Source organism: Larkinella ripae (assembly GCF_054780775.1).
On the sequence record NZ_BAAGVR010000001.1, the window covers coordinates 1,075,739 to 1,099,032 of the forward strand.

At 53.8% G+C, this 23,294-nt stretch carries 18 protein-coding genes; 4 read left to right on the forward strand and 14 right to left on the reverse strand.

Translation table 11 applies throughout. The features are described from left to right. Positions 1 to 25: 25 nt before the first annotated feature. The 13 genes from ACYVHX_RS04300 to ACYVHX_RS04360 form a co-directional block, all read right to left on the reverse strand. Positions 26 to 1,180, reverse strand: coding sequence for an N-acetyl sugar amidotransferase (locus tag ACYVHX_RS04300; RefSeq protein ID WP_460670363.1), 1,155 nt, complete (start codon positions 1,178 to 1,180; stop codon positions 26 to 28). After that, positions 1,177 to 3,042: an asparagine synthase (glutamine-hydrolyzing) gene (gene asnB / locus ACYVHX_RS04305; RefSeq protein ID WP_460670364.1), complete on the reverse strand. Its 1,866-nt coding sequence runs from the start codon at positions 3,040 to 3,042 to the stop codon at positions 1,177 to 1,179. The genes ACYVHX_RS04300 and asnB overlap by 4 nt, the downstream gene beginning before the upstream one ends. A gap of 63 nt (positions 3,043 to 3,105) precedes the next feature. Further along, a complete protein-coding gene (locus tag ACYVHX_RS04310) occupies positions 3,106 to 3,963 on the reverse strand; it encodes a glycosyltransferase family 2 protein (protein ID WP_460670365.1) in 858 nt (285 codons plus the stop codon). 2 nt (positions 3,964 to 3,965) lie between these two features. Next, positions 3,966 to 4,868, reverse strand: a complete 903-nt coding sequence (locus ACYVHX_RS04315) for a polysaccharide deacetylase family protein (RefSeq protein WP_460670366.1) — start codon at positions 4,866 to 4,868, stop codon at positions 3,966 to 3,968. Next, the gene (locus ACYVHX_RS04320; protein WP_460670367.1) at positions 4,861 to 5,745 is read right to left on the reverse strand and encodes a glycosyltransferase family 2 protein; all 885 of its coding nucleotides are present in this window, start codon (positions 5,743 to 5,745) and stop codon (positions 4,861 to 4,863) included. The genes ACYVHX_RS04315 and ACYVHX_RS04320 overlap by 8 nt, the downstream gene beginning before the upstream one ends. Continuing rightward, positions 5,742 to 7,019, reverse strand: coding sequence for a hypothetical protein (locus ACYVHX_RS04325; RefSeq protein ID WP_460670368.1), 1,278 nt, complete (start codon positions 7,017 to 7,019; stop codon positions 5,742 to 5,744). Before ACYVHX_RS04325 ends, ACYVHX_RS04320 begins: the two co-directional genes overlap by 4 nt. Before the next feature lie 80 nt (positions 7,020 to 7,099). Continuing rightward, entirely contained in the window at positions 7,100 to 7,774 is a 675-nt protein-coding gene (locus ACYVHX_RS04330; RefSeq protein WP_460670369.1) for an acyltransferase, read from the reverse strand. A 21-nt stretch (positions 7,775 to 7,795) separates the two neighbouring features. Next, positions 7,796 to 9,181 carry a lipopolysaccharide biosynthesis protein gene (locus ACYVHX_RS04335; protein WP_460670370.1) on the reverse strand — a complete coding sequence of 462 codons (1,386 nt, stop codon included), beginning with the start codon at positions 9,179 to 9,181 and terminating at the stop codon, positions 7,796 to 7,798. A 36-nt stretch (positions 9,182 to 9,217) separates the two neighbouring features. Continuing rightward, positions 9,218 to 10,366: a Gfo/Idh/MocA family protein gene (locus ACYVHX_RS04340; RefSeq protein WP_460670371.1), complete on the reverse strand. Its 1,149-nt coding sequence runs from the start codon at positions 10,364 to 10,366 to the stop codon at positions 9,218 to 9,220. Positions 10,367 to 10,402: 36 nt separating this feature from the next. Continuing rightward, a complete protein-coding gene (locus tag ACYVHX_RS04345; RefSeq protein WP_460670372.1) occupies positions 10,403 to 10,987 on the reverse strand; it encodes an acyltransferase in 585 nt (194 codons plus the stop codon). After that, positions 10,984 to 12,144 (reverse strand): DegT/DnrJ/EryC1/StrS family aminotransferase, encoded by a 1,161-nt coding sequence (locus ACYVHX_RS04350; RefSeq protein ID WP_460670373.1) that lies wholly within the window; start codon positions 12,142 to 12,144, stop codon positions 10,984 to 10,986. The genes ACYVHX_RS04345 and ACYVHX_RS04350 overlap by 4 nt, the downstream gene beginning before the upstream one ends. A gap of 11 nt (positions 12,145 to 12,155) precedes the next feature. Further along, the gene (locus ACYVHX_RS04355) at positions 12,156 to 13,529 is read right to left on the reverse strand and encodes a nucleotide sugar dehydrogenase (protein WP_460670374.1); all 1,374 of its coding nucleotides are present in this window, start codon (positions 13,527 to 13,529) and stop codon (positions 12,156 to 12,158) included. A 45-nt stretch (positions 13,530 to 13,574) separates the two neighbouring features. Then, complete coding sequence (locus ACYVHX_RS04360; protein ID WP_460670375.1) at positions 13,575 to 15,905, reverse strand: GumC family protein; 2,331 nt, start codon at positions 15,903 to 15,905, stop codon at positions 13,575 to 13,577. Between the two features lie 902 nt (positions 15,906 to 16,807). Between ACYVHX_RS04360 and ACYVHX_RS04365 the strand changes: the two genes are divergently transcribed. After that, positions 16,808 to 17,623, forward strand: coding sequence for a TerC family protein (locus ACYVHX_RS04365; RefSeq protein WP_460670376.1), 816 nt, complete (start codon positions 16,808 to 16,810; stop codon positions 17,621 to 17,623). 60 nt (positions 17,624 to 17,683) lie between these two features. On the opposite strand, the gene ACYVHX_RS04370 is transcribed toward ACYVHX_RS04365, so the two are convergent. After that, on the reverse strand, positions 17,684 to 18,343 hold the full coding sequence (locus ACYVHX_RS04370) for a hypothetical protein (protein ID WP_460670377.1): 660 nt from the start codon (positions 18,341 to 18,343) through the stop codon (positions 17,684 to 17,686). 136 nt (positions 18,344 to 18,479) lie between these two features. On the opposite strand from ACYVHX_RS04370, the gene ACYVHX_RS04375 reads away from it, so the two are divergent. The 3 genes from ACYVHX_RS04375 to ACYVHX_RS04385 all read left to right on the forward strand — a co-directional run bounded on the left by ACYVHX_RS04375 (position 18,480) and on the right by ACYVHX_RS04385 (position 23,272). Then, on the forward strand, positions 18,480 to 20,006 hold the full coding sequence (locus ACYVHX_RS04375; protein WP_460670378.1) for an NADH-quinone oxidoreductase subunit N: 1,527 nt from the start codon (positions 18,480 to 18,482) through the stop codon (positions 20,004 to 20,006). A gap of 38 nt (positions 20,007 to 20,044) precedes the next feature. After that, positions 20,045 to 21,160 carry a family 20 glycosylhydrolase gene (locus tag ACYVHX_RS04380; protein ID WP_460670379.1) on the forward strand — a complete coding sequence of 372 codons (1,116 nt, stop codon included), beginning with the start codon at positions 20,045 to 20,047 and terminating at the stop codon, positions 21,158 to 21,160. Between the two features lie 219 nt (positions 21,161 to 21,379). Then, positions 21,380 to 23,272, forward strand: coding sequence for an amidophosphoribosyltransferase (locus ACYVHX_RS04385; protein ID WP_460670380.1), 1,893 nt, complete (start codon positions 21,380 to 21,382; stop codon positions 23,270 to 23,272). The last annotated feature ends 22 nt before the right edge of the window (positions 23,273 to 23,294 follow it).

Consider the following 23,294-nt stretch of genomic DNA (forward strand, 5'->3'; position numbering starts at 1 on the left):
ACTGATTTGAGCGACCACCCGGTTTTCAGGCGGCCCGTTCTTCCATTTCGTAAAAAATCTTTGGTTTCGTCGGCAGCACCCGTTTCAACACCGGCACCACCAGGTGCAGCATCCGCTTTATCATCGGGTAATACGAGGGGTAATCCATGAAGGACTTATTCGGCGCTTTCCAGACGCTTTCAAACTGTTCGGGCGTAATGTCCAGTTTCTTGATGACATACGCCCGGTCGGCTTCCATCTGCTCCGGCGCGTAGGGCGGCTGGCTGATCTGCTCCAGCGCCTGATCACGGGTGATCTCCCCGCTCAGCGCCTGGGCCGACAGCGTAATCCGCCGTTTGTCGATGTTGAATTTGCGGGGCAACCAGTAGGCCACCGTAAATTTGGTGAACAGGTTTTCGTGGTGATGCCCGCCGTAATATTCCCAGCCGTAAACTTCCTTCAGCAGGTGCTGCGCCTGTTTTTTCTGGTACGGCAGATAATTGAAGGGCGAAACCAGTTTGATGCCTTTCAGGTAGCCGTAATAAATGATTTTCCAGAGGGGCAGCCGGGGATAGGTCTTCAGTTTGGTCCGACCGTACAAACCGTGGACGTGTTTCAACTGCCGCAGATCGGTGTAAGTCCACTCGGTGGGCTGCTTTCCTTCCGAGCGAAAATCGCTGCCGATCAGCACGTATTTGATGTTTTCCTTGGCCGCAATCTGGTACAGAACCGACTGAATCGCCAGATCCGTCGGGCCGTCGGCCCAGGGCAGACCGGCCAGCAGATACGACCGCAAAATATCTTTGATCTCTTCGTAATCAATCACATACGTCTCCAGATCGATTTCCAGCGCCTGCACCATCTTTTTGATGTTCTTGACGGAAATGTCGGAGTTCCAGCCGTTGTCGAGGTTGACCGCCAGCGGGTTCAGACCGTATTCTTTGGCGATGTGCAACAGGTACGAACTGTCAGTTCCTCCGCTGACGCCAATGATGCAGTCGTATTTTGAGTTGCGGGGACCACTTGTTTTGATGCGGGCCACCATGGTGATCCAGTCGTCGTAGCCTTTCTCGCCCTGCGGAAAAGCCGCCGATAGTTTCTTCTGAATGGTGGCGTAATTCGATACGCCCCGCTCGTCGAACAGAATCCCCGGCACCGAGTTATCCCATATTCCTTCCTGACAGATCTGATCGGTTTTCATAGTCGTTCTACTACAATTGATTCCTGTGTTTTTACCGAAAACTTACCCAGAAAATGGGCGGTTTCGATCCATTGCCAGATGTCGCGGGCAATGTTGATCCGGCCTTCTTTGTGCAGTTTCAGCCGCGACCGGCATTCTTTGACGTCAAAATACCCCGAGTGGATGAACGCCGGATCGGCCAGCGCTTCTTCGGCTTTGCGCTGAAACAGGGTGCTGCGCATCCAGGCATCGGCGGGGTTTTCAAAACCGACTTTGTCCTGCCGGGTCCGGATGCGCTCGGGCAGGCGGTTCCGCATTGCTTCGCGCAGAATCCACTTGGTGGTTCCCTTGTTCATCAGCAGATCGGTCGACGACGCCAGCGTTTTTTCAACCAGCCGGTAGTCCAGAAACGGTTCGCGCAGCTCAATCGAAAAATACATGCTGTTCAGGTCGTTCCACTTCAGGTTGTGCTCCAGCTTGCTTTCAAAATGCTGCAGGAGCGATTGCCGCAGCGTTTTCGGACTGAACAAATCGGCGTTGATGGTCGATTGCCGCGCCTGTTCCCGGTAAAAATCACCGTCGATAAACTGGGTTTTCCAGTACGTCGCGGCTGCTTTCAGGCGGTTTGGGGCCATGTAAAACGCTAGGTACGAAAGTGCGCTCAGCGAACGGTGGTTCTGGTAATAAGCCCTCCACTCCTGCGCCAGCCGCCGGTATTGGCCCGTGGCGAGCAATTCCCGAAAAAAACTGCCGAAGAAATACACGTAGCCGGCCAGCTGTTCGTCCGCGCCCTGCCCGTCCATCAGCACTTTCAGGTAGCGCGACGCATCTTTCATCACCTTGAACTGCGAGTAAATGCTCAGACCGCCAAACGGTTCGAAATGGCACCGCATCAGCTCATCGAAATCCGCCAGCAGGGTGGTTTCGGTGGGCCGCACGTACACCAGATTCTCCAGTTGATTTTTGTATTCGTTGATAAACCGGCTTTCGTCGCCCTGCAAACCGTCGCCGTACACCGCCGAAAAGGCGTAAAAATCCGATTTATGCAGCCCTTTGATGAGCGTTGACGCCACCGACGACGAATCCAGTCCCCCGCTCAGGCAGATGCCCACCGGCACATCGCTCCGCAGCCGCAATTTCACCGACGACTCGAAAACGCTGTAATATTCCTCCGGACTTTCCCAGCCGGTTTTCAGTTGTTCCTCCAGCCGGTACCAGCGGCGTATCCGAACCTGCCCGTCGCGCACCTGCAAATGATGCCCGTGTTCCAGTTTTTTAATCTGCTTGACGAACGTATCCCCGTTGAGATCGGTCCGGCCATACATCAGGTAGTTGTACAGACTGGTATCGTCGGGGGCCAGCGCCTGGTTCCGCGAACGCACGTACTCAAAAACCGGCGGTATTTCGCTGGCAAACACAAAACATTCGCCCGACTGGTAATAATAAAACGGCTTGACCCCGAACCGGTCGCGGGCAGCAAACAGCGTGCGCTCGTGCCGGTCGTAGATGGCAAAGGCAAACATCCCGTTGAACCGGTGCAGGCAGTCGGCGCCCCAATGCCGGTACGCATTCAGCAACACTTCGGTATCGGACTGCGACCGGAACAAAAAATGCGATTTTAGCTGCTCCTTCAGTTCCAGGTAATTATAAATTTCGCCGTTGAAAATCAAGACATAGCGTTCGTCGTCGGACACCATCGGCTGATGACCGGCGGGCGACAGATCCAGAATACTCAGCCGGACAAACCCCAGCCCGACGTGGTGTTCCAGAAACCGGCCCTGGTCGTCGGGGCCGCGGTGGTGCTGCCGTTTCAGCATCGCGCCAATGGCCGACGAGTCAACGGGTTCGCCCGAGAAGTTTACAATACCTGCAATGCCACACATCGTACATTTACGGTTTATGGATGACGGTTTTATCGATTGCCGATGCTGCCCGAAATCCGTTTCTTAGGGTTCCCGCCGTCCCGTCAACCGACGGCGCAGGTACATTTTCTGTTCTTTTCGAATCTGCATCGTGATAAAAGGCGGAAAGGGTCGCTCCCGCCGAATGAACCGCGCCTGGAAATAGCCCCACGATTGAATGAACGGCGCGATAAACAGCGGAAATTCAAACAGTTTCGAAAATGCTTTGATCATAAAATACCAGCTCACGTACGGAATCCGGCCGTTGGCCAGCCCCGTCCGGTAGTGGTTGTAGACCTTCGAGCCCGCTTTGGAGCCTTCCGGTTTCAGGTGCTCAAATTCGTACGGCAGAATCCGGGTTTGCCAGCCTCGGGCGCGGGCGGCTGCGTTGTCGATGGTATCCCAGCTGGTGTACGGATACAATCCGCCAATGTCGTCCAGGCAAACTTTCCGGTAGCATTTGGTAGCGCCCCGGGTGTTGCCCGAACTGATGTCAAGTTTCTCCCGCACGCCGTCGATGGTCAGAAAACCGGAGGCAATGCCCAAGCGGGGATTCTGTTCAAACTCCGCCAGAATGTGGGCGAAAAAGTCCGGCTTGAATTGCACGTCGGCGTCGAGCTTCACGATGATTTCGGCCTTGGCCGACAACAGATTCAGGCCGTAATTGACCAGTTGCACCACCCGCGAGCTGTAATCGCCCTGCAGAATTTCCGGGGCAGTCACCAGCCGGATGCCCGAATGTTCGGACAAATACCGGCGCACTACCTCCGCCGTTTCGTCGGTCGAGCGGTCATCGATAATCAGCCATTCGCGCGGCTGAACCGTTTGCGCAACAACCGACCGGAGCGTGGTTTCAATCCGCTCTCCTTCATTTTTGGCCGGTGTAATAATGACGTAATCCATCGTCAGAAAAAAGCGCGTTTTACAGGCATTAAATAAAAATAAACCATTGATTTCCAGAAGCCTTTTTCCATATCCTCCCGTTCTTCCAGGTCCGGCGACTGCCAGCGGGGCGCAATGCCCAGCGTGCGTTTCAAATCCGGATTTTCGGCCTTGAGCCGCTGGTCCCAGTCCGACCGAATCCGGCGGCCGAACGGGTAAGACAGAAAATGAACGGGGGCGTTTGCCCGCTGCCGCAGGTCGTCCATCGCCCCCACGGTTTCGGCCTGCAACTCGTCCCAGGACAGCAGCGAGCAGTCCGGGTGGCTGCGCGTGTGGCCGCCGATGGCGTGGCCCTGCCGGGTCATTTCGCCGATCTGCGTCCAGCTCAGATACGGCTTTCGGCGGTCCAGAAACTCCGAAACCGTCCCCAGTCCGGCCAGGGCCCAGAGCTGATCGGCCAGGTGATCCTTCAGCGCCATCGGCCAGCTCCGCGACCAGTCCAGCAGCGTCATGGGCACCGTCGGCACCCGCAACCCGTGGCTGCCGGCCAGTTGATCGATCAGCCGGTTTTGCCGGTGGCGATCGGTTTGGGTTTCGACATACCGGATTTTGTTGCGCCACATCATGTCCTGATTGCCAATGAAATTGTTGTTCAGGAATAAGGTAAACCGGGCTTTGTTCCGGTTCAGGATTTCCGCGAAAATCTGGTTGTCGACCAGCCCGTCGTCCGTGGTGACGCAGAGTGTTTGTTTCAGGCCGTTCTTCTCCGTCGACCGGTCCAGGGCTTCATTGAGTGTAATCAGTTCGTACCGACGGCTCAGCAGGTCGATCTGGCGGGCAAAGTCCTGCCGCGTGAAAGCCGGGTCCGAAAACGAGAGTTCCGGAAAGCTGCTGTAAAGTCCGTGGTAGTAGATGATTTTACACATGCCGTTTCAGTCGGTATTTGAAATAAGTGTAAAACGAACCCGCTACCAGCGAGGTATAAGTGATGGGCAAGGCCCATTTTTTGCCGTATTTGGTGACGACATACAAGCCGTTTTTCAGGTACGCCGGTGAATACCGGTTGAACATCATGCTGACGTACGTCCGGAAAGGCGGCAGTTTATAGACGCTCCCGGTGCCGGTCAGTTGCTCGTTGCTGAACACCACCGCCAGCCAGCAAACCCGGACCTGAAAACCGCACTTGATGGCCCGCAGGCAGTATTCATCGTCGGATGAGTACTGCACCAGTTTCTCGTCGAACAGGCCGATGCGGTTCATGACCTGGCGGCTGATGAGCATGCCCCGGCCCGGCAGCACCCAGGTGGGCGACAGCGGTTGCTGATCCTTCGCATCGTAGGGCCGACCCGGTTTTTGATACAGCGTGAAGCTGTAGGTCAGCCAGTTGATGTCGCGGACGCCGGAAAACAAAACCGGGTGCGGGGGCCGGACGGACGCCGTGACGGAACCGACGATGGCCGGGCTTTGCAGGGTTTCGGCCTGCCCCACCAGCGTAGCCAGGTAGTCCGGCGTAATCTCCACGTCGTCGTTCAGGCAGAGAATGTAATCGGGCTGGAATTGCAGGGCTTTTTCAAAACCGGCATTCATGCTTTTGGTATACCACCAATCGCCGGTTCCGCGAACAACGTGAACCTGCGCGTACTCCGTTTGCAGCATTTCCAGCGTACCATCGCTGGAGCCATCGACCACGATGACGATCTGCTGCGAAATCCCGGTCAATTGCTGATTTAGCAGCTGATCCAGCATTTTTTGCAGGTAGGTTTTGCGGTTGAACGTCGGAATGACGGTGAGGACAGTGATCATGCGCGGCTGTTGGTTACGGGAACGCGTTGCCGCGGAAGGGACAATTCCTGAACGCCCATCTGGCGCAATCGCTCGGCCAGAAACAGAAACGCCAGCAGAATGGCCCGGTCGAAAATCACCTGCGAAAAACCGGATGACAGCACCGACAGAAACGCAAAAACCGCAAACAGCGTCGGATAGCCGGTTAGTTTGCAGTAGCGCCAGAAAAACAGATACAGCAGGGTAAAATACAGCAGCGCGGCCGGAATGCCGTAAGTAATGAGCAATGAGGTGACGCCGTTGTTGCGGTGGATGGACAGATCCTGGCTGACGGCGGCCTGCCCGAAGCGGTTTTCGGCCAGCCGGCCAAACCCGATGAGCGGACTTTTGGCCAGATCGATCAGATCCAGGTAGGCGCTTCCGAACCGCGACGTGTTGTCTTCCTGCGTCAGGCTGATGTTCTGCTGGATTTTGTCTTCCATAAAAACCGCCTTGCTGTAGAACAGGCCCGCAGCCGGAATCAGCAGCAGCAGATAGGCCAGCTTAACTTTATCGCTGATGACCGGGCTGGTGAGCAGATAGCCGATGGCAATCACGAACAAGGTGACAAAACCGGCGGTTGAAAGCGTGGTAGCCAGGGCAATGACGAACCAGATATTCTGCCGGTTGACCAGGCTTTTCTGCCGGATGATGTTCAGCACGATGGCCAGATTCAGCATCACGCCGAACGCGCCCGGCTCCCAGAACGGCCCGGAATTGCGTTTGACGAGGTAGGAACCAATAATTTCAAACGCCCAGGGGTTGAAGTTATAGATCAGAATGGTTGGCCCGGTCGTATACATTCCTTCCTCAATGTGAAAAATCGGGTTGAAAAACACCTTCGCGATGCCCTGAATCATGAATTGTTCGATCGAGGGAATAAACGATAGGGCATAAACGGGCAGACTGATCAGGGCCGAGACGTAGAGGATATCGACGTACATTTTGATGGTTTTCAGGCCACAGATGTGAATCACCAGATAAACCACCAACAACCGGATGAGCATCGACAGCAGCGAAACCGGCACGAAGTTGCTGAACTGAACCGCATGAAGCTGTTCCAGGATAAAAACCACCAGCACGATAACCAGCGGCCGGACGGTCAACACGGTTTTCCGGGTCAGCGCAACCGCACAGGCCCCCAGAAACAACAGGATGACGTACTCCTGGCTGCGGTAGAAAAACTCCATTCCCGAAATACCGATCAACCCGTAAACGAGGGCGTATTCAGGCCAGGTTGTTTTTTGTTGCTCCATTCGATCGCTGTTTTCGTCTCCCCGAACCAAAGCCGGGCCGCGCAGGCCGGGTCGGTCGGCTTTGGTTCGGGGGGAAGTCTTCAATTAACCGCCGTCAGTGCCCGGTTTTCACCGGTATACGTCCGGAGAAATTCTTCGTCAATTTTCTTGATAAACCGCGCCGGGTTGCCGCCCCAGATCTCGTCGGGCGGAATGGATTTGGTGACGACCGAGCCCGAGCCCACCACCGAGCGGGCTCCGATCCGGACGCCTTTTACGACGGTGCAGTGGCTCCCGATAAAACAGCCGTCTTCCAGAACCGTGGGTTTGGTACCGACGTTCACGACGATCTCCGGAATGGCCGCCCGTTCGGTATGTATCAGCGAATGAAAATCACTGTCGCAGATGCAGGTGTTGCCGCCAATCCGGACGTCGTTGCCGATGGTAATCCGGTTGGTACAAATCACCGCGAACGAACTGACGGCCACGTTGTTGCCAATCGTCAGAACACCCCCGGCTTCCACCGAAAAGAGGCAATCCTGCTCCCGACCGGCCATGTTGTGGTAGCGCCCGTTGTTCATGTAAAACCGCTCCCCCACGTTCATTTTTCCGCCTTTGGCGATGTACACATCCGGGATGCCTTTGCTGTGCAAACCGGCTCCAAACGCAACGCCGTGGTACGAGAAAAGCCAGCGGGTAAAAGCCGGATCAAAAAGGGCGCGGACGTGCCGGTAAACACCGTGAATAACTTTATAAAGCAAAAAATCGGGTCTCATTTCACCATCATTTAATCACTATTACACTTGATTTTCTACCAGTTCGAACGACGGTTTTGCCGGTGCGTTCCTGCTCATCCGGTTCAGCAGTGCCCGGGCTTCAAAGGGTGCAATCAGCACGCTGTAGAACGAACAAATCATGATGGCGATCAGCACGCCCGGCAAACCGAGCTGCAACCACTCGACCATCACGTACGTCATCGGCACGATCAGGAGCGCGCTGGCACTGGCGGCAATGACCTGCAACCGCACCTGCCCGACCCCATTGAGCAAATTGACGTGGATGCTACCGAAGGTGTAGATGCCGTAATAAAGCACCATTCCACCCATCAGCGGGCTGGGCAGGACAAACGAACGGCCCACCCAGAGTGGAATCAGCCAGTCGGCCACGAGAACCAGCCCTAGCTGCCCCACCGTAATGAGCAGCCAGAATTGCTTGGTCCGGGCCAGGGTTTTCCGAATCCATACGGCATCGTTGGTGTGGTAGGCCTGTCCGAACGCCGACCACAACGGCACCTGAATGATGCTGAACACCATCGGCAACAGGCCAAAATACCGGAAGGCAATGTCGTACTCCGTCACGTAAGCTGGTCCCAGCAGCCGGGTAATCATCAGGTTGGCCGAGGTATAAACCGCCACGTACGCCAACTGAACAATGAAAAACGAAAGACCCAGTCCGCCAAACGACCGCAGGCTGGCCCAGGCATTGGCCTGCCAGCGGGGCCGCAGAAAACGCAGTTCGCCCCCGAAGAAATAAACGTGAAACCCCGCTAAAACCAGGAGTTGCGGCAGGAGCAGCAATAGACCGACCTGAAGAATCGAGCCGGTTACATACGGCCGGAAAGCAACCAGCAGCAGAAAGGTAATCAGACCGGACAGGGTCGGAAACAGCGATTGCAGGGCCGATTTATGAACCGCCAGCAGGATAAACGTGATGTTCCGCAGCACCAGTTGCAGGCCGAAGGTGGCGAACAGGACGTAGGCCAGCAGGCTGATCTCGGCTTTGTTTGGTTCGGGCACTTTCAGCAGCGCGCCCCAGTCAATGAACGGATGCACGCAGCTGTACAAAATGCCAAACGACAGGCTGATCAGAATGGTGGCGGTGTAGAGCGACCCCACACTCCGGCGGGCCTCTTCCTTTTCGCCCCGCGCGAGCAGTTCCGTCAGTTTGTTCCGCAACCCGTTGCCCAACCCGAAATCGATGAAGGTAAACCACGTTACGATGGAACTCAGGGTCAGCCAGACCCCGTACAATTCCTTGGTCAGCATGCTTAACGTAAGCGGAACCAACGCCAGGTTGAGCGCAATACTGGCGGCTTTTATCAGGAGCGCATACAGGACGTTCTTCCGGACCGTCAGGGTCAGGGCATCACCGCTCCGGTAATAAGCCTGCAGCTTCGCTAACATACCTCGGGAGTATAAAATTTTGGACTAGGACAGCGGTTAGGGATACACCCGGCGGACTCCGTTCATCGGCACCGACAGGAACGAATCCATTTCTTTGTGCACCCGCATGGGCTGCACCGGCGAAGAATCGAGCATCCGTTGTACCGGCGGTTCGACCTGTTCCAGGTTGGCCGCTTTGTAAATCCGTTCAATAATATCGACCACTTTCAGGCCCTCCATGGCGTTGGTGGTGATGGTGGCCCGGCCGCGCAGTACATTGACCACGTTATCGACCACGTAGTTGTGGTTCTGAGCCGATCCTTTATACGCGCCGTAGTCGTTGCCGGGGTTGGTCGGTGCCAGTTCGGGCATGGTATAGTTCCGGATGTGGCAGTACTCCACCTTGTCCATGTATTGCCCGCCGACTTTCACGCTGCCATTTTCGGCAATCACCGTAATGCTGCTTTCGAGGTTGCTGCCCCAGACCGAAGTGGAGAAGTTCAGACAGCCCATGCCACCGTTCAGAAATTTAAACGAAACAAAACCGCTGTCTTCAAAATCGGTCAGGTGCTGGTGGTTGAAATCCATCAGCCGGGCTTCAATCTGCGTTACATCGCCGAACAGCCAGTACATGATATCGATGAAATGCGAAAACTGGGTGTAGAGCGTGCCGCCGTCCAGTTCGCGGTGACCGTGCCAGCTGCCAGTCGTGTAGTAACGTTCGTCGCGGTTCCAGTAGCAGTTCATCTGAACCAGGTAAATGTTCCCCAAAACGCCGGATTCCACAATTTCTTTGAGCCAGGCGGAGGGGGGCGAATACCGGTTTTGCATGACCGCAAACACATCCCGCCGGCGGGACAGCGCCTTGTGCAGCACCATCTCGGCATCCTGCCGGCGCAGGGCCACCGGTTTTTCGATCACGACGTGTTTATTGGCTTCCAGACACTGCTGGGCCTGGGCCGCGTGCAGGCCGTTGGGGGTGGCGATGGTTACGACATCAACCGCCGGGTCCGCATGCAGCATATCATCCAGCGACCGGAAAAAAGGCACATTATAGCCCTCTAACTTCAGATCTCGGTGGTGTCTGACATCCACCAGGGCGGCCAGTTCAGCCTCCGGGTGATTGTTAATCATTTCGGCGTGGCGCTTGCCAATGTGGCCACAGCCCACAACTGCAAACCGAATTGGTTTTTCTGACTGGTTCATCTTCTAAACTATTTCTAGGGGTAGGGGTAAATGGCACTAATGAACTCGGCTTACTTCATGATCCTTTAGACGGTATTCCTGTCCACTTTCCGGACACCGGGCGCGATTCTCCGCATCGAAGTGCAGCCGGTGTCCGTATTCACTCACCCAGCCGGAAAACCGGGCCGGATTGCCCATCACCAGGGCATAGGCCGGAACGGGACGGGTCACCACCGCCCCGGCCCCGATCAGGGCGTAGGCCCCGATTGCGTTTCCGCAAACGATGGTGGCGTTGGCCCCAATGGAAGCCCCCTGCCCGACGTGGGTCGGCTGGAACTGATCGCGACGGACAATGGCACTGCGCGGGTTGATGACGTTGGTAAACACCATCGAAGGCCCCAGAAAAACATCGTCTTCGCAGATGACACCCGTATAGATCGAGACGTTGTTTTGCACCTTGACATTGCGCCCCAGCACCACGCCGGGCGACACAACCACGTTCTGTCCGATGGAACACCCTTCCCCGATGATGCAATCCGGCATGATGTGCGAAAAATGCCAGACTTTCGTTCCGTGACCGATGGTGCAATTGTCGTCGATCACGGCCGTTGGATGAACCGTAATAGTTTCGATTGTCGTCATCCGTTTACAGTTATTTTTTGGGCCGTCATGAACTCGGCAATCGCCGAAACAATGGTTTCCTGCTGCTGCGAATCCATTTCGGTGTGAATCGGTAAGGAAAGTACCTGCTGGCTCAGCCGCTCGGCAACCGGAAAACTGCCGGCCGGAAACCGGTCGTTGTAGTAAGCGGGCTGGAGGTGCATCGGCACCGGGTAGTAGACCATCGACGGAATACCGTGCAGGTGCAGATGCGCCCGGAGCGCATCCCGCATTCCCGGCTGAACCGTCAGGGTATACTGGTGATAAACATGCGACGAGGAAGCGGCCGCAACCGGCGTCTGAATGCCCGGCACATCCCTCAGCAAATAGTCGTAACGGGCTGCGGCAATCTGGCGCTGGCGGTTGAATTCGTTGAGGTGCTGGAGTTTCACCTTTAGAACGGCGGCCTGCAACGTGTCGAGCCGCGAGTTTACGCCGACGATTTCGTGGATGTATTTCTTCCGCTGGCCGTGATTGGCAATCATGCGTAACCGCTCACCCAATTCGGTATCATTGGTAATCATGGCTCCGCCGTCGCCGTAGCAACCGAGGTTTTTCGACGGGAAAAAGGAGGTGCATCCCACATGCCCCAGCGTACCCGCAAATTCAACCGAGCCATCGGCAAACTCGTATTCGCTGCCCAGGGCCTGCGCCACATCTTCGATTACGAACAGGTTATGGGCCGAAGCCAGGTTCAGCAGGGGTTCCATTTCGGCGCACTGCCCAAAGAGATGAACCGGGACAATGGCTTTGGTGCGGGGCGTCAGCACCTTCTCCACGTTTTCAGCCGTCAGTGTAAACGTCAGCGGGTCGACATCAGCCCAAACCGGCGTCAGTCCGAGCAGCGCAATGACCTCCGCCGTGGCGACATACGTAAAGGCGGGCACCACCACTTCATCACCCGGTTTTAGTCCCAGACCCATCATCGCAATCTGCAAGGCATCGGTTCCGTTGGCGCAGGGCACCACCCGATTCGCCCACAGAAAGGCTTCCAGATCCCGCTGAAACTCCCGAACGGCACCGCCGTTGATAAAATCGGTGTGGTCCAGGCACTGCTGAATAGCAGCATCGATTTCGGTTTTCAGACGCAGATACTGACCTTTCAGATCCACCATCTGGATACGTTCTACAGCTGTCATGGATGCCAGAATTACAGACGGGCGTCTACCAGGTTACGGTCCAAAAATGCTTTACTATCAAAAATAACCGCCGTTTCCCGTTTCAGACTGCTAAAATCCAGGTGCAGAAACTCCTGGTGCGACACGGCCAGAATGATGACTTCGTAAGGGCCCTGCGGTTGGTCAATCAACTCGATTCCGTATTCCTCCGAAACCGCCTGCCGATCCGCCCAGGGATCGTAAACCTCCGCCCGGATCCCAAACTGCTTTAGTTCGTGGTAGATATCGACCACCCGGGAATTGCGAATATCCGGACAGTTTTCCTTGAACGTGATGCCCAGCACCAGCGCCCGCGCATTTTTGACGCGCAGGTCTTTCTCCAGCATCAGTTTCACCACTTTGTTGGCGATAAACATGCCCATGTCTTCGTTGATGCGCCGGCCCGACAGGATCACCTGTGGATAATAGCCCAGGCTCTCCGATTTATACATCAGGTAATACGGATCCACGCCGATGCAGTGTCCGCCGACCAAACCGGGCTTGAAATTCAGGAAGTTCCATTTGGTAGCGGCCGCTTCGAGCACGTCTGTGGTGTCGATGCCCATCCGGTCGAACATGATGGCCAGCTCGTTGACAAACGAAATATTGACGTCGCGCTGGGCATTTTCGATGGCTTTGCAGGCTTCGGCCACTTTGATGGTGGGTGCCAGGTGAATACCGGCCGTTACGATGCTGCCGTAGAGTTTTTGCAGCAGTCGCCCGATTTCCGGGGTACTTCCGCTCACCACTTTTTTAATGCGGGTCAGCGTATTGACTTTATCGCCCGGATTGATGCGCTCCGGCGAATAACCGCAAAAGAAATCGATATTGTAGACCAGTCCGCTGATGGCTTCCAGAACCGGTACGCATTCTTCTTCCGTACAGCCGGGATAAACCGTTGATTCATAGACCACAACATCGCCCCGCTTCAACACGCGCCCTACGGTTTCACTGGCTTTGAGCAAAGGCGTCAGGTTCGGGCGTTTGTAGCGATCGACGGGCGTCGGAACCGTCACGATGTAGACGTTACAATCCTGCAGCGCCCCCAGTTCATCGGTTAGCAGAAGCCCTTCGGCGGCCTGGAGATCGTTCAGATCCGTTTCGCCGGTCGAGTCGGTTCCGCGGGTCAGTTCATCAATCCGCTTTGAATTGATGTCGAATCCAACCACCTGGTACTGTTTGGCAAATTCAACCGCCAGCGGCAGGCCGACATACCCCAGCCCCAAAACACCAATGACGGACGGAGCCTGCAGGGCCAGGGATAAACCGGGAAACTGCGGTTGCAGGCTGGTGGAGACAGCCGGTTCATCCGCGGGAGGATGCCCATTCACCAAACCGGCAAGGGGTGAATCAACAAGTGGGTTCATGGCTTTACTGATTTTAGGGTCGGGGACGTTTCAGGGTTTGTTGTCTCAATGGAGTAAATACTTTCGCAGGAGATTGGGCTTGTCGTTGCCCGATCGCCGGTAATAGTAATAGCGGTAATCGTACGAATATTTATTCTTGACGGAGTTTAAGACAATCTTCAGGTTGGGAAACCGCTTCTCCTGATACAGCGAATCGACCAGTTTCAGATAGCTGCGGTTCGTGATATTGTGGCGAATGGCATACAGCGTTACGTCGGCAAACGGCCCGATTAACTGGGCGTCGGTGACCAGGCCAATCGGCGGAGAATCAATCACAATGTTGTCAAACCGCATCCGCAGTTCGTTAATCAGCTCGCCCAGACGCGGGGTGCTGAGCAACTCCGACGGATTAAGCGGAATGGGGCCGCACGAAATAATAAACAGATTTTCAAAACCGGGTACCTGCTGCAGAATGTCGTCCAAGGTGGCTTCGCCCGTCAGGTAGCTGCTGCTACCCCGGAAATTAAGCATGTTCAGGGCTTTGTGCAGCTTGGGTCGGCGCAGGTCCATGTCCATAATCACCGTTGGACGACCTACGAGGGCCATACTAACGGCCACATTGAGCGACAAAAACGATTTGCCTTCGCCACTCAGGCTGGAGGTGAACAGCAGGACCTGCGGATCGTGGGGATTCGTGCGCAGAAACTGCAGGTTCGTCCGCAACGCCCGAATCTGCTCGGCGGCCACGGAGCGTTTCCGCCCGTTGACGATTACCGGAAATTCGTGCCGGACGTAGGCAATCTCGCCAATTACCGGGGTTTCCGTCGCCTGATTGATTTCGGCCCGACCCGAAACTTTCTCGTTGAAGATTTTCCGGACCCGGATGATCGCAATCGGAACCACCAAGCCGACGGTTCCGAACAAAAACAGAATCAGCAGCTTAACGGGTTTTACCGGTTCCGGGCTCCCGCTGGCCATGTCGATCACCTGACTGTTTGAAACAATGGAAGCATACGAAAGGGCGGTTTCTTCCTGTTTTTGAAGCAGATACGTATAAAGATTGTTTTTGATGGCCTGCTGGCGGGTAATGTTCATCAGCGTCCGTTCCTTGCCCGGAATGACCCGAATTCGCGATTCATACCGCTGGTTTGTCGCCTGCAACTGGCTGCGCGTATTGGTCAGAATGCTGCGCAGCGTGGCAATCGTTTCGTTGATGCTGGATTTGGTGGTGGCAATCTGGTCCTCAAGCGAGCGCAGCAGCGGATTCGATTCGGAAGTTGTCCGTACCAGTTGATTTCGTTGCAGCTCGAGTTCCGTGACCTTGTTAATCAGCGAAGTCAGCGTCGGGTCGTTGAATCCCATGGTTGAAGGCACCAGGCCCCGGTTGTTGCCTTTGCCCCGGATGTAGCGTTCTACGTCGCCCAGGGTGCTCAGTTGAATGGCGACCTGGTTGAGCTGCGCGTCGTTTGTTTGCAGGTTGTTCAGCAGCGCCTGGGCATTGGAGCCAATGTCCGTAATCTGGTTGGTCGATTTGTAGTTTTCAATCGATTTTTCCAGCCCCGCCAGTTCGCCGGAAACCAGCTTCAGCCGGGTTTGAATAAACTTCAGCGTATTGGCCACCACCTTGTTTTTGTCCTCGGTGGCCGTCGAATTATAATTGGCGATCATCTGATTGAGGATGGCTTCTCCTTTGGCCGGAACCGGATCCTCAATGGTCAGCAACAAAACCGTAGACGCTTTGCTGCTGGGTTCTACTTTTAATTTACTCAGATAGTGCCGGATAGCCTGCGGCCCCTGCATGACCTGCACCACAATGGGTTCGTTGGTATACACCACCGGCTGTTTCAGCACGATTTGCAGGCGGCCAAAGGGCGTATTGATCATCTGATTGGCCGGATAAACCCAATCGTTCAGGCGCACCGTGGTCGGGCTGATGATGCCCACCTGTAAATCGGCCCGGTAGATGTTGGGCGTAGGGGCGTTCAGGACAAGGCGGACCGGGACATCCTCATAAATCTCCCGCTTTCCGAAGGGAGTGCTCCGAAAGTAGCGCACACTCAGGCCGAGGGTATCCACCACTTTCTTCATCAGGGTATTCGACTTCAGAATTTCAATCTCATTTTCGACGACCTTGTTCTGGCTGTAGATATTCAGTTCCTTCAGAATCCCGTCGTCCGACATGCCTTTCTGCTCATCCTTGACCAGCAAACTAGCCTGAATTCGATAAATGGGCTCGGTAAACCAGATATAGACAAAACCGGCCACGATCATCGTGATCAGCGATATTAAAAACCATTTCCAGTGTTTCAGATAGTCTCGTAATGTTCCCTGCACATCCGATGAGTTAATCTCCCCCTGCGGATACATGGGATAGGTGTACATATTCGATGACTTCATACGTCCGTGACTAAAATATATAGTAAAAGTTAGGCCGGCAGCCCGTCAAGACCGCTCATGGACTTAATAACTGATCTATGGAGGAGGTTGTGACCATTGTAATCCATTCGCACGAAGTAGCCCTGGAAAATCGTGGTTACTTCTTTAAAAAATCAGCAAATAAAACCGGTTGACGTTGTATATTTTATCCTACGAAGTCACCCGTTATTCCTGATTTTGGAACTCTAAAATACCTAAGTATTTACAACTATTTTTTTGCGAATTTAAAGAACTATTTCAATGGTCGTTGAGTTGGGCTGTTTCCCGTTAAAAAGGGCAAAAATCACCGGGAAAACGAAGCATCCTACACGTCTTTCTAACTCAGATTCAGAGTTTACTTACAACAAATTTACGCGAAATGGACTTTAACTAACAAATACCGAACTCTAAATTTATTATATGGCAGCAAAAATAATTTACCATTTTTTCTTGTATGTATATACACAATAACTTTCTTTGTCTTTTAATCCGCTACCTTCGATTTTGAGCCAAAATAGGGGTACTGACTTCTACATCCAGTTACTAACCATCAGGTAAACAGATAATTAGTTTTTTATCACGCTCTGATTAAACGCAGACTAACCGCAAAAAATGGTACCTATTTCGGCATAAATATTTTCTTACTTTGTCTGATAACTAAAAGCGGTTTTTTGCAGATTCCCGCGTATTTTCTGAAAATAATTTGTAAGCATAATCACAGTTTACGGACAGGCCTTTCCAAAGGACGAAAAACCGGGTCCTAACACTCATCCAAAACCGCAAACCTTTTCCTTCTCGGCGGGTTCATTTCGACAAAAGTTTTGCTGAAATGCCGCAAAGCGGGTAATTTCGAACCTGTTCACGACCGATCAACTAAAAGCCGAATGGATCAATTGTTCTCTGCCGAAAACCTTGTCAGTATGCTCACGTTGACGTTTCTGGAAATCGTTCTGGGAATCGACAACATCATCTTCATTTCCATTGCTGCCAACAAACTTCCCCTGGCCAGCCAACCTAAAGCCCGTAATCTGGGGTTGATTCTGGCCATGATTTTCCGCGTGATTCTGTTGTTCGGAATTTCAGTGCTGATTTCGCTCAGCAAACCCTTCATGCATTACAACAGCAGTTGGTTAAAGGCCGCTTTTACCGGACAAAGTGTTATTCTGATTGCGGGGGGACTTTTCCTTTTATACAAGGCAACGTCGGAAATTCATCACAAGCTCGAAGGACAGTCAGAAGAGGACGAAAGCACGTCGGCGTCCAAAGGGAAAGCCAGCCTTTCCGGCGTGGTCACGCAAATTGCCGTGATCAACATTGTCTTTTCAATCGACTCCATTCTGACGGCCGTCGGTTTAACGCAGAACATCACCGTCATGATCGTCGCCGTGGTGGTATCGGTTCTGATTATGATGTTTTTCGCCGGCCCCGTCGGCAAATTCGTCAACGAACACCCCAGTATTCAGATGCTTGGACTGGCTTTTCTGATCATGATTGGCTTTATGCTGATTGCCGAAGGCGCCCACCTGGCCGAAATTGAAGTCTTTAATTCAGCCATTGGTTCCGTGCCCAAGGGCTATCTTTATTTTGCCATTGCGTTCTCGCTGCTGGTTGAATTCCTGAACATGCGCTTGCGGAAAAACCAAAAACCGGTGCAGTTGCACGGATACGAAGAACGCGCCAAACAGGAAGGAATTATTTAGGCAGGCAAAAGAGGTGAGACAAGCGAAGCCTGCGCTGGCGCTTTTCTCACCTCGCTATTCTTATTTCGTATTATACCGCTCCAGTAGCGTAATCAAGCTGTTTTCGTCGCTCAGGTTCAGATCCTGCTCTTTAATCAATTTCTCCAGACGGTCTTTGTCATCGGCCAAAGCGCCCAGCACCGATTTTTTGTTTTTCTGAATCCGCTGGAGGGTGCCGTCCGGTTTGGCAATAAAATAAAACTCCTGCTTCTGGAATTCCTTCGTTACCGTTGCCGAATTAAACGGCTTGTTTTCCGACATGTTTACTTTGTGCTGCTTCAGCAGTTTCGTCGACCCATCGACCAGCACCTGGTAAAAGGTCTTTGGCGTGTTGTTATTGACTGCGGCAAACCCGTTCCGGAAGATCAGTTCGTTGCCGTCCATAATCCGGAATTCTTTCATCGCGTCGCGACTCAGCCGGTACGTCTGGTTGTTCTGCTGGTATTCCAGTTCGCCCGCATAGACATCATACCGCACGTTCAGGTTCGGATACGCCTTGCTGTTCGCGGCCATAACGGTGCCCTGTTTCCAGGCTTCGTTCAGGTACGGCGACCCCTGCACATCAACGTATTTGTTGGCCCGTATGACCTGTCCGTTGACGTCGGTCAGAAAAACGCCCTGCGCGTGGGTTTGCGTCGCCAGGCCAAAGGCCAGCAGGCCCCAGATCAGTGTGGTTTTCATTTGAATCGGTTGCTGATAAAACAATTGAACAAATCCGAACCCGTATTCGCTCCGACAAGATAACGAACCAATCCCAAAACCCGTACGGTTTTTTTGTACCTTTACTGCCATCAAAATTCGCCTATCCGTCTGCGCTTTGCAACTCCCTGATCAACTGAATGATAGTTTACTGAGCTTATCCGGTTTCTGGCCGGAGGTAGCATTACTGGTTGCCATTGGACTTGTTGTCATGACCGACCTGGTGTTTACCGCCCGTTCCAAAAACCGCCGGGCCGGTTTTTCCCCCGAACCGGCGGCTTTCCTACCAGCCCAACTCCCCCACCACCAACACCGTTTCATTCTTTACGCTCTTTCGTTGCTGGCGGTTTTGGTAACCGGCGCATTGGTTGTCGGACAGTGGACGGCTGAAAAAGGGTTCCTCTTCAATTCGGTTCTTTTGCTCGATAACCAGGCGGTATTCTACAAGCTCATCGTCACCGCAGCGGCTTTCTTTGCCATTTTACACGCCTGGACGGTCCCCCAGCCACACGATGCGTTGCGGCTCGACTGGCTTCCGATTCTGCTGGGCCTGCTCCTCGGCCTGTATCTGATGACCATGTCGGTCAATCTGCTAACCATTTACCTCAGCATCGAGCTGGTTTCGCTGAGTTCCTACCTGCTCACGGCCCTTTCGGCCAGCCGCAAAGCCTCGGAAGGTGGTTTGAAATACCTGCTCTTCGGAGCCATCAGCTCGGCCATCATGCTCTACGGCATGTCGTTGCTCTACGGCCTGACCGGCACCCTTGCCCTGGCCGACGCAGCCGAAGAGCTGACCCGCAACGACTCCTTCGTCATTTACATCGCCGGTTTTTTGCTGCTGGCCGGTATTTTGTTCAAACTGTCGCTGGTGCCGTTTCATAGCTGGACGCCTGACGCGTACGAGGCCGCCCCGGCCCCCGTCGTCGCGTTCTTTTCCGTAGCCCCCAAAGCGGCTGCCCTGCTGGTGCTGATGCGCGTTCTGACGACCTTGCCCGCCGATTTCCAGACCCCGCTCACGGTTGTTGCTCTGGCCAGCATCACGCTCGGCAACCTGTCGGCACTCTGGCAAACGGATGCCAAACGACTCCTGGCGTACTCCTCCATCGCCCACGCCGGTTTTCTGCTGGTGGGCGTGGTGAGTTTCAACGAAACCGGTTTTGAAGCTGCTACTTTCTATATCGCCACCTACGTGTTCATCAACATGGCCGCGTTTCTGCTCATCGACGTGCTGGCCCGGCACCGGAACGGCAGCCTGACTCTTCAGGATTTCAGCGGCTTAGGAAACCGCCAGGCGCTCCTGAGCGCGGCCCTCACGGCCGTTATGATTGCCCTGACCGGTTTGCCGCCGACGGTGGGTTTTACGGCTAAATTACTTGCTTTTTCGGCTCTGCTGGAAGCGTACCAAACCGGTGGCAATCCGTGGTTAATGGCCTTGTTCGGACTGGGCTTATTGAATGCCGTTATTTCGTTGTTTTATTACCTTCGAATTCCGTTTTTGCTGTACTTCCGTCCTGCCCCAACAGCCTCTTTACCAGACGTTTCGATAAACCGCCCACAGCTTCTGCTGGCAACCGCGCTGACGCTACCGGTGCTGCTGCTCTTTTTCAAACCCGACTGGCTGCTGCGCTGGATCGAAGGCTTGTAACCCGTGTCGAACCTTTTACCCTCACTCCTCCCCTAAGTATGAAACGTTTCTCTTTCCTATGGTACACGCTGATCGGGCTGCTTTTGCTGCCGAACCCCTCGCGGGCGCAGACGCCCATCGACAGTCTGCTGCCGGTTCGGGGCTTTTGCATTGGCGCTCCGCAAACCAACCGGGTTGATGAGTTTGTGACGTTTATCGAAAAAGAACTGGCTCCCCGGCAGGTCAACACGCTGATTCTGAGGGTGGATTTTAATTACGAATTCAAAAGTCATCCCGAACTGCGGGACAGTGTGGCCCTCTCGAAACGGGATGTTCGGAAAATGGTGCGGGTCTGCCAGAAGAACAACATCCGGCTGATTCCGCAGATCAACCTGCTGGGGCATCAGTCGTGGGCCAGCCGAACGCACAATTTGCTGCGGGTTTACCCCCAGTTCGACGAAACGCCCCACGTTAAAATGCCGGCCACTTATCAGTGGCCCAACCCCGACGGCCTGTACTGCAAAAGCTACTGCCCCCTGCATCCGGAAGTCCATCCGGTGGTGTTCGATCTGGTCGACGAGATTTGCGAAGTTTTTGAAGCCAATGCTTTTCACGCCGGAATGGATGAAGTTTTTTACATCGGTGATGATAAATGCCCGCGCTGTTCGGGGCGCGATAAGGCCGAGTTATTTGCCGGTGAAGTGAAAACCATCCGTGACCATCTGGCCCAGCATGGCCGGACGCTGTGGATCTGGGGCGACCGGCTTCTGGACGGAAAAGCCACCGGTTTGGGCATGTGGGAAGCCAGCATGAACAACACACACCGCGCTATCGACCTGATTCCGAAAGACGTCATGATCTGCGACTGGCACTACGAACGCCCGGATCAAACGCCGGTTTATTTCGCCATGAAGGGCCTGAAAGTGATGACCTGCCCGTGGCGAATGCCCAAAAATGCGGTTTCTCAAGCCCAGGATATGGTACGGTTTCGGGCCACGGCGACCAAAACAATGAAAGACCGGTTTCACGGAATGATTCAAACCGTCTGGTCGGATGCCGGTTCGTTCCTGGACGAGTATTACGGGCGAAAAAAAACCGACAACAGCGAGAATACGGCTTCAAACTGTTTCAGAACTCTGTACGAAGAAATTAAAAGGCTGACCACCACACCCTAAACCGTTGCCAATCGAGCTTTATTGGCAAAATCGAAAACTTTAAATATTTCAATTCGATATATAACAAAAGAGACGCTCGGGCGACCAATGGGTAACAATCAAAAAAAGTATTGTTCCGGGTACGTCATCAGCTTTGCGGTTTTCGTAACTTTGCTATACCATCAACTGAACGAAAAGCAAAGTTCGGGAGTTACCTTCATACCAACTAAAATACCAGGCATGAGCGACGCCATAAAGCACGAGTGCGGTATTGCCCTGATAAGGCTCCGCAAGCCATACCAATATTACATCGATAAGTATGGCACTCATTTATACGGCATCAACAAACTGTACCTGCTGATGGAGAAACAGGTCAACCGCGGGCAGGACGGCGCCGGGGTTGCCAACATCAAAATCGACGTACCGCCGGGCCACCGCTACATCAGCCGCTACCGCTCGGTAGCCAGCCAGCCGGTCGCCGACATCTTCCAGAAGATCAACAAGAAATTTCGTAAAGCACTCAAAAACAACAAGGAAAAAGTCCGCGATGCCCGCTGGCTTCAGGAAAACCTTGCGTTTACGGGTGAGGTGCTGATGGGGCACCTGCGTTATGGCACGCACGGAGCCAACGAAATTGAAAACTGTCACCCGATGCTCCGTCAGAACAACTGGCGCAGCCGGAACCTGGTGATGGCGGGCAATTTCAACATGACCAACGTGGATGAGCTTTTTAAAAAGCTGGTTTCGCTGGGTCAACACCCGAAAGATGAGGTTGATACCGTCACGGTTATGGAAAAAATCGGGCACTTTCTGGACGAAGAAAATCAGCGGGTTTTCGACCGGTTCAAGGGTATCTACGAAAATCCCGATCTGTCTGACATCATCGAAGATAACATGGACCTGCAACGGGTGTTGCACCGCTCCTGCCGGGATTTCGACGGCGGTTATTCGATGGTCGGCATGACCGGTTTTGGCGCAGCTTTTGTCGCCCGCGATCCGGCCGGAATTCGCCCGGCTTATTACTACGCCGACGATGAAGTGGTGGTAGTCGCGTCCGAAAAACCGGCCATCAAAACCGCCTTCAACGTCGAATACGAGCAGATTCAGGAAGTAAAACCGGGTCACGCGCTGATAATCGACAAATACGGCGAGTACGACGAATACGAGTTTATCAAGCCGGTGGAAAAACGTTCGTGCAGTTTTGAGCGAATTTATTTCTCCCGGGCTTCCGATCCCGATATTTACAACGAACGCAAAACGCTGGGCAAATTGCTGATTCCGCAAATTCTCCAGGAAATTGATTACGACCTGGAAAATACGGTTTTCTCCTACATTCCGAACACGGCCGAAACCGCCTTTTTTGGCATGGTCGAAGGCATTGAAGAATACCTGGCGAAGCAGCGGAAGAAAGCCATCATGGAGGGCATTCTGTTTGAACAGGACCTGGACCGGCTGTTGTCGTTCCGACCCCGGATTGAGAAGCTGGTTTCGAAAGACGTCAAACTCCGGACGTTCATTACCGATGACTCCCAGCGGGACGAAATGGTTTCGCACGTTTATGACACCACGTTTGAAGTAATTCGGAAAGGCGTTGATAATGTGGTTGTTATTGACGATTCCATCGTACGCGGTACGACGCTGGAGAAAAGTATTTTACGAATGCTCGACCGGCTGGGTCCCAAGAAAATCATTATTGTGTCGTCGGCGCCCCAGATTCGTTTCCCCGATTGCTATGGGATCGACATGTCGAAAATGAAGGAATTTGTGGCCTTCCGGGCCATCCTGCAACTGCTGAAAGAGAGCGGGTACGAAAACCGGGTCGATGAAATTTACGCGCAGTGCGTGGCGGCTATCGAATCGGGCAATGCCGCTTCGATCAATTACGTCAAGGCGCTGTATGAGCCATTTACGCACGACCAGATTTCGGATAAAGTAGCGGAGATCGTGACGCCGAAAGACCTGCAAGCCGACGTGGCGGTGATTTTCCAGACGGTTGAGAATCTGCGCAAGGCCTGCCCGAATCATTCCGGCGACTGGTATTTCACCGGCAATTATCCGACACCGGGCGGTAATAAAGTGGTGAATAAATCCTTCGTTAATTTTATGGAAGGAAAAGGCGTTAGAGCTTATTAGAATGAAACGTGAAGCGTTAAGA

Bases quoted from the DNA above. Each gene is read 5' to 3' on its own strand.
- asnB (WP_460670364.1), bottom strand. From the start codon at position 3,042: ATGTGTGGCATTGCAGGTATTGTAAACTTCTCGGGCGAACCCGTTGAC.
- ACYVHX_RS04360 (WP_460670375.1), bottom strand. From the start codon at position 15,905: ATGAAGTCATCGAATATGTACACCTATCCCATGTATCCGCAGGGGGAG.
- ACYVHX_RS04315 (WP_460670366.1), bottom strand. From the start codon at position 4,868: ATGTGTAAAATCATCTACTACCACGGACTTTACAGCAGCTTTCCGGAA.
- ACYVHX_RS04325 (WP_460670368.1), bottom strand. From the start codon at position 7,019: ATGGAGCAACAAAAAACAACCTGGCCTGAATACGCCCTCGTTTACGGG.
- ACYVHX_RS04350 (WP_460670373.1), bottom strand. From the start codon at position 12,144: ATGACAGCTGTAGAACGTATCCAGATGGTGGATCTGAAAGGTCAGTAT.
- ACYVHX_RS04385 (WP_460670380.1), top strand. From the start codon at position 21,380: ATGAGCGACGCCATAAAGCACGAGTGCGGTATTGCCCTGATAAGGCTC.
- ACYVHX_RS04335 (WP_460670370.1), bottom strand. From the start codon at position 9,181: ATGTTAGCGAAGCTGCAGGCTTATTACCGGAGCGGTGATGCCCTGACC.
- ACYVHX_RS04310 (WP_460670365.1), bottom strand. From the start codon at position 3,963: ATGGATTACGTCATTATTACACCGGCCAAAAATGAAGGAGAGCGGATT.
- ACYVHX_RS04345 (WP_460670372.1), bottom strand. From the start codon at position 10,987: ATGACGACAATCGAAACTATTACGGTTCATCCAACGGCCGTGATCGAC.
- ACYVHX_RS04370 (WP_460670377.1), bottom strand. From the start codon at position 18,343: ATGAAAACCACACTGATCTGGGGCCTGCTGGCCTTTGGCCTGGCGACG.
- ACYVHX_RS04330 (WP_460670369.1), bottom strand. From the start codon at position 7,774: ATGAGACCCGATTTTTTGCTTTATAAAGTTATTCACGGTGTTTACCGG.
- ACYVHX_RS04320 (WP_460670367.1), bottom strand. From the start codon at position 5,745: ATGATCACTGTCCTCACCGTCATTCCGACGTTCAACCGCAAAACCTAC.
- ACYVHX_RS04340 (WP_460670371.1), bottom strand. From the start codon at position 10,366: ATGAACCAGTCAGAAAAACCAATTCGGTTTGCAGTTGTGGGCTGTGGC.
- ACYVHX_RS04365 (WP_460670376.1), top strand. From the start codon at position 16,808: ATGGATCAATTGTTCTCTGCCGAAAACCTTGTCAGTATGCTCACGTTG.
- ACYVHX_RS04380 (WP_460670379.1), top strand. From the start codon at position 20,045: ATGAAACGTTTCTCTTTCCTATGGTACACGCTGATCGGGCTGCTTTTG.
- ACYVHX_RS04300 (WP_460670363.1), bottom strand. From the start codon at position 1,180: ATGAAAACCGATCAGATCTGTCAGGAAGGAATATGGGATAACTCGGTG.
- ACYVHX_RS04355 (WP_460670374.1), bottom strand. From the start codon at position 13,529: ATGAACCCACTTGTTGATTCACCCCTTGCCGGTTTGGTGAATGGGCAT.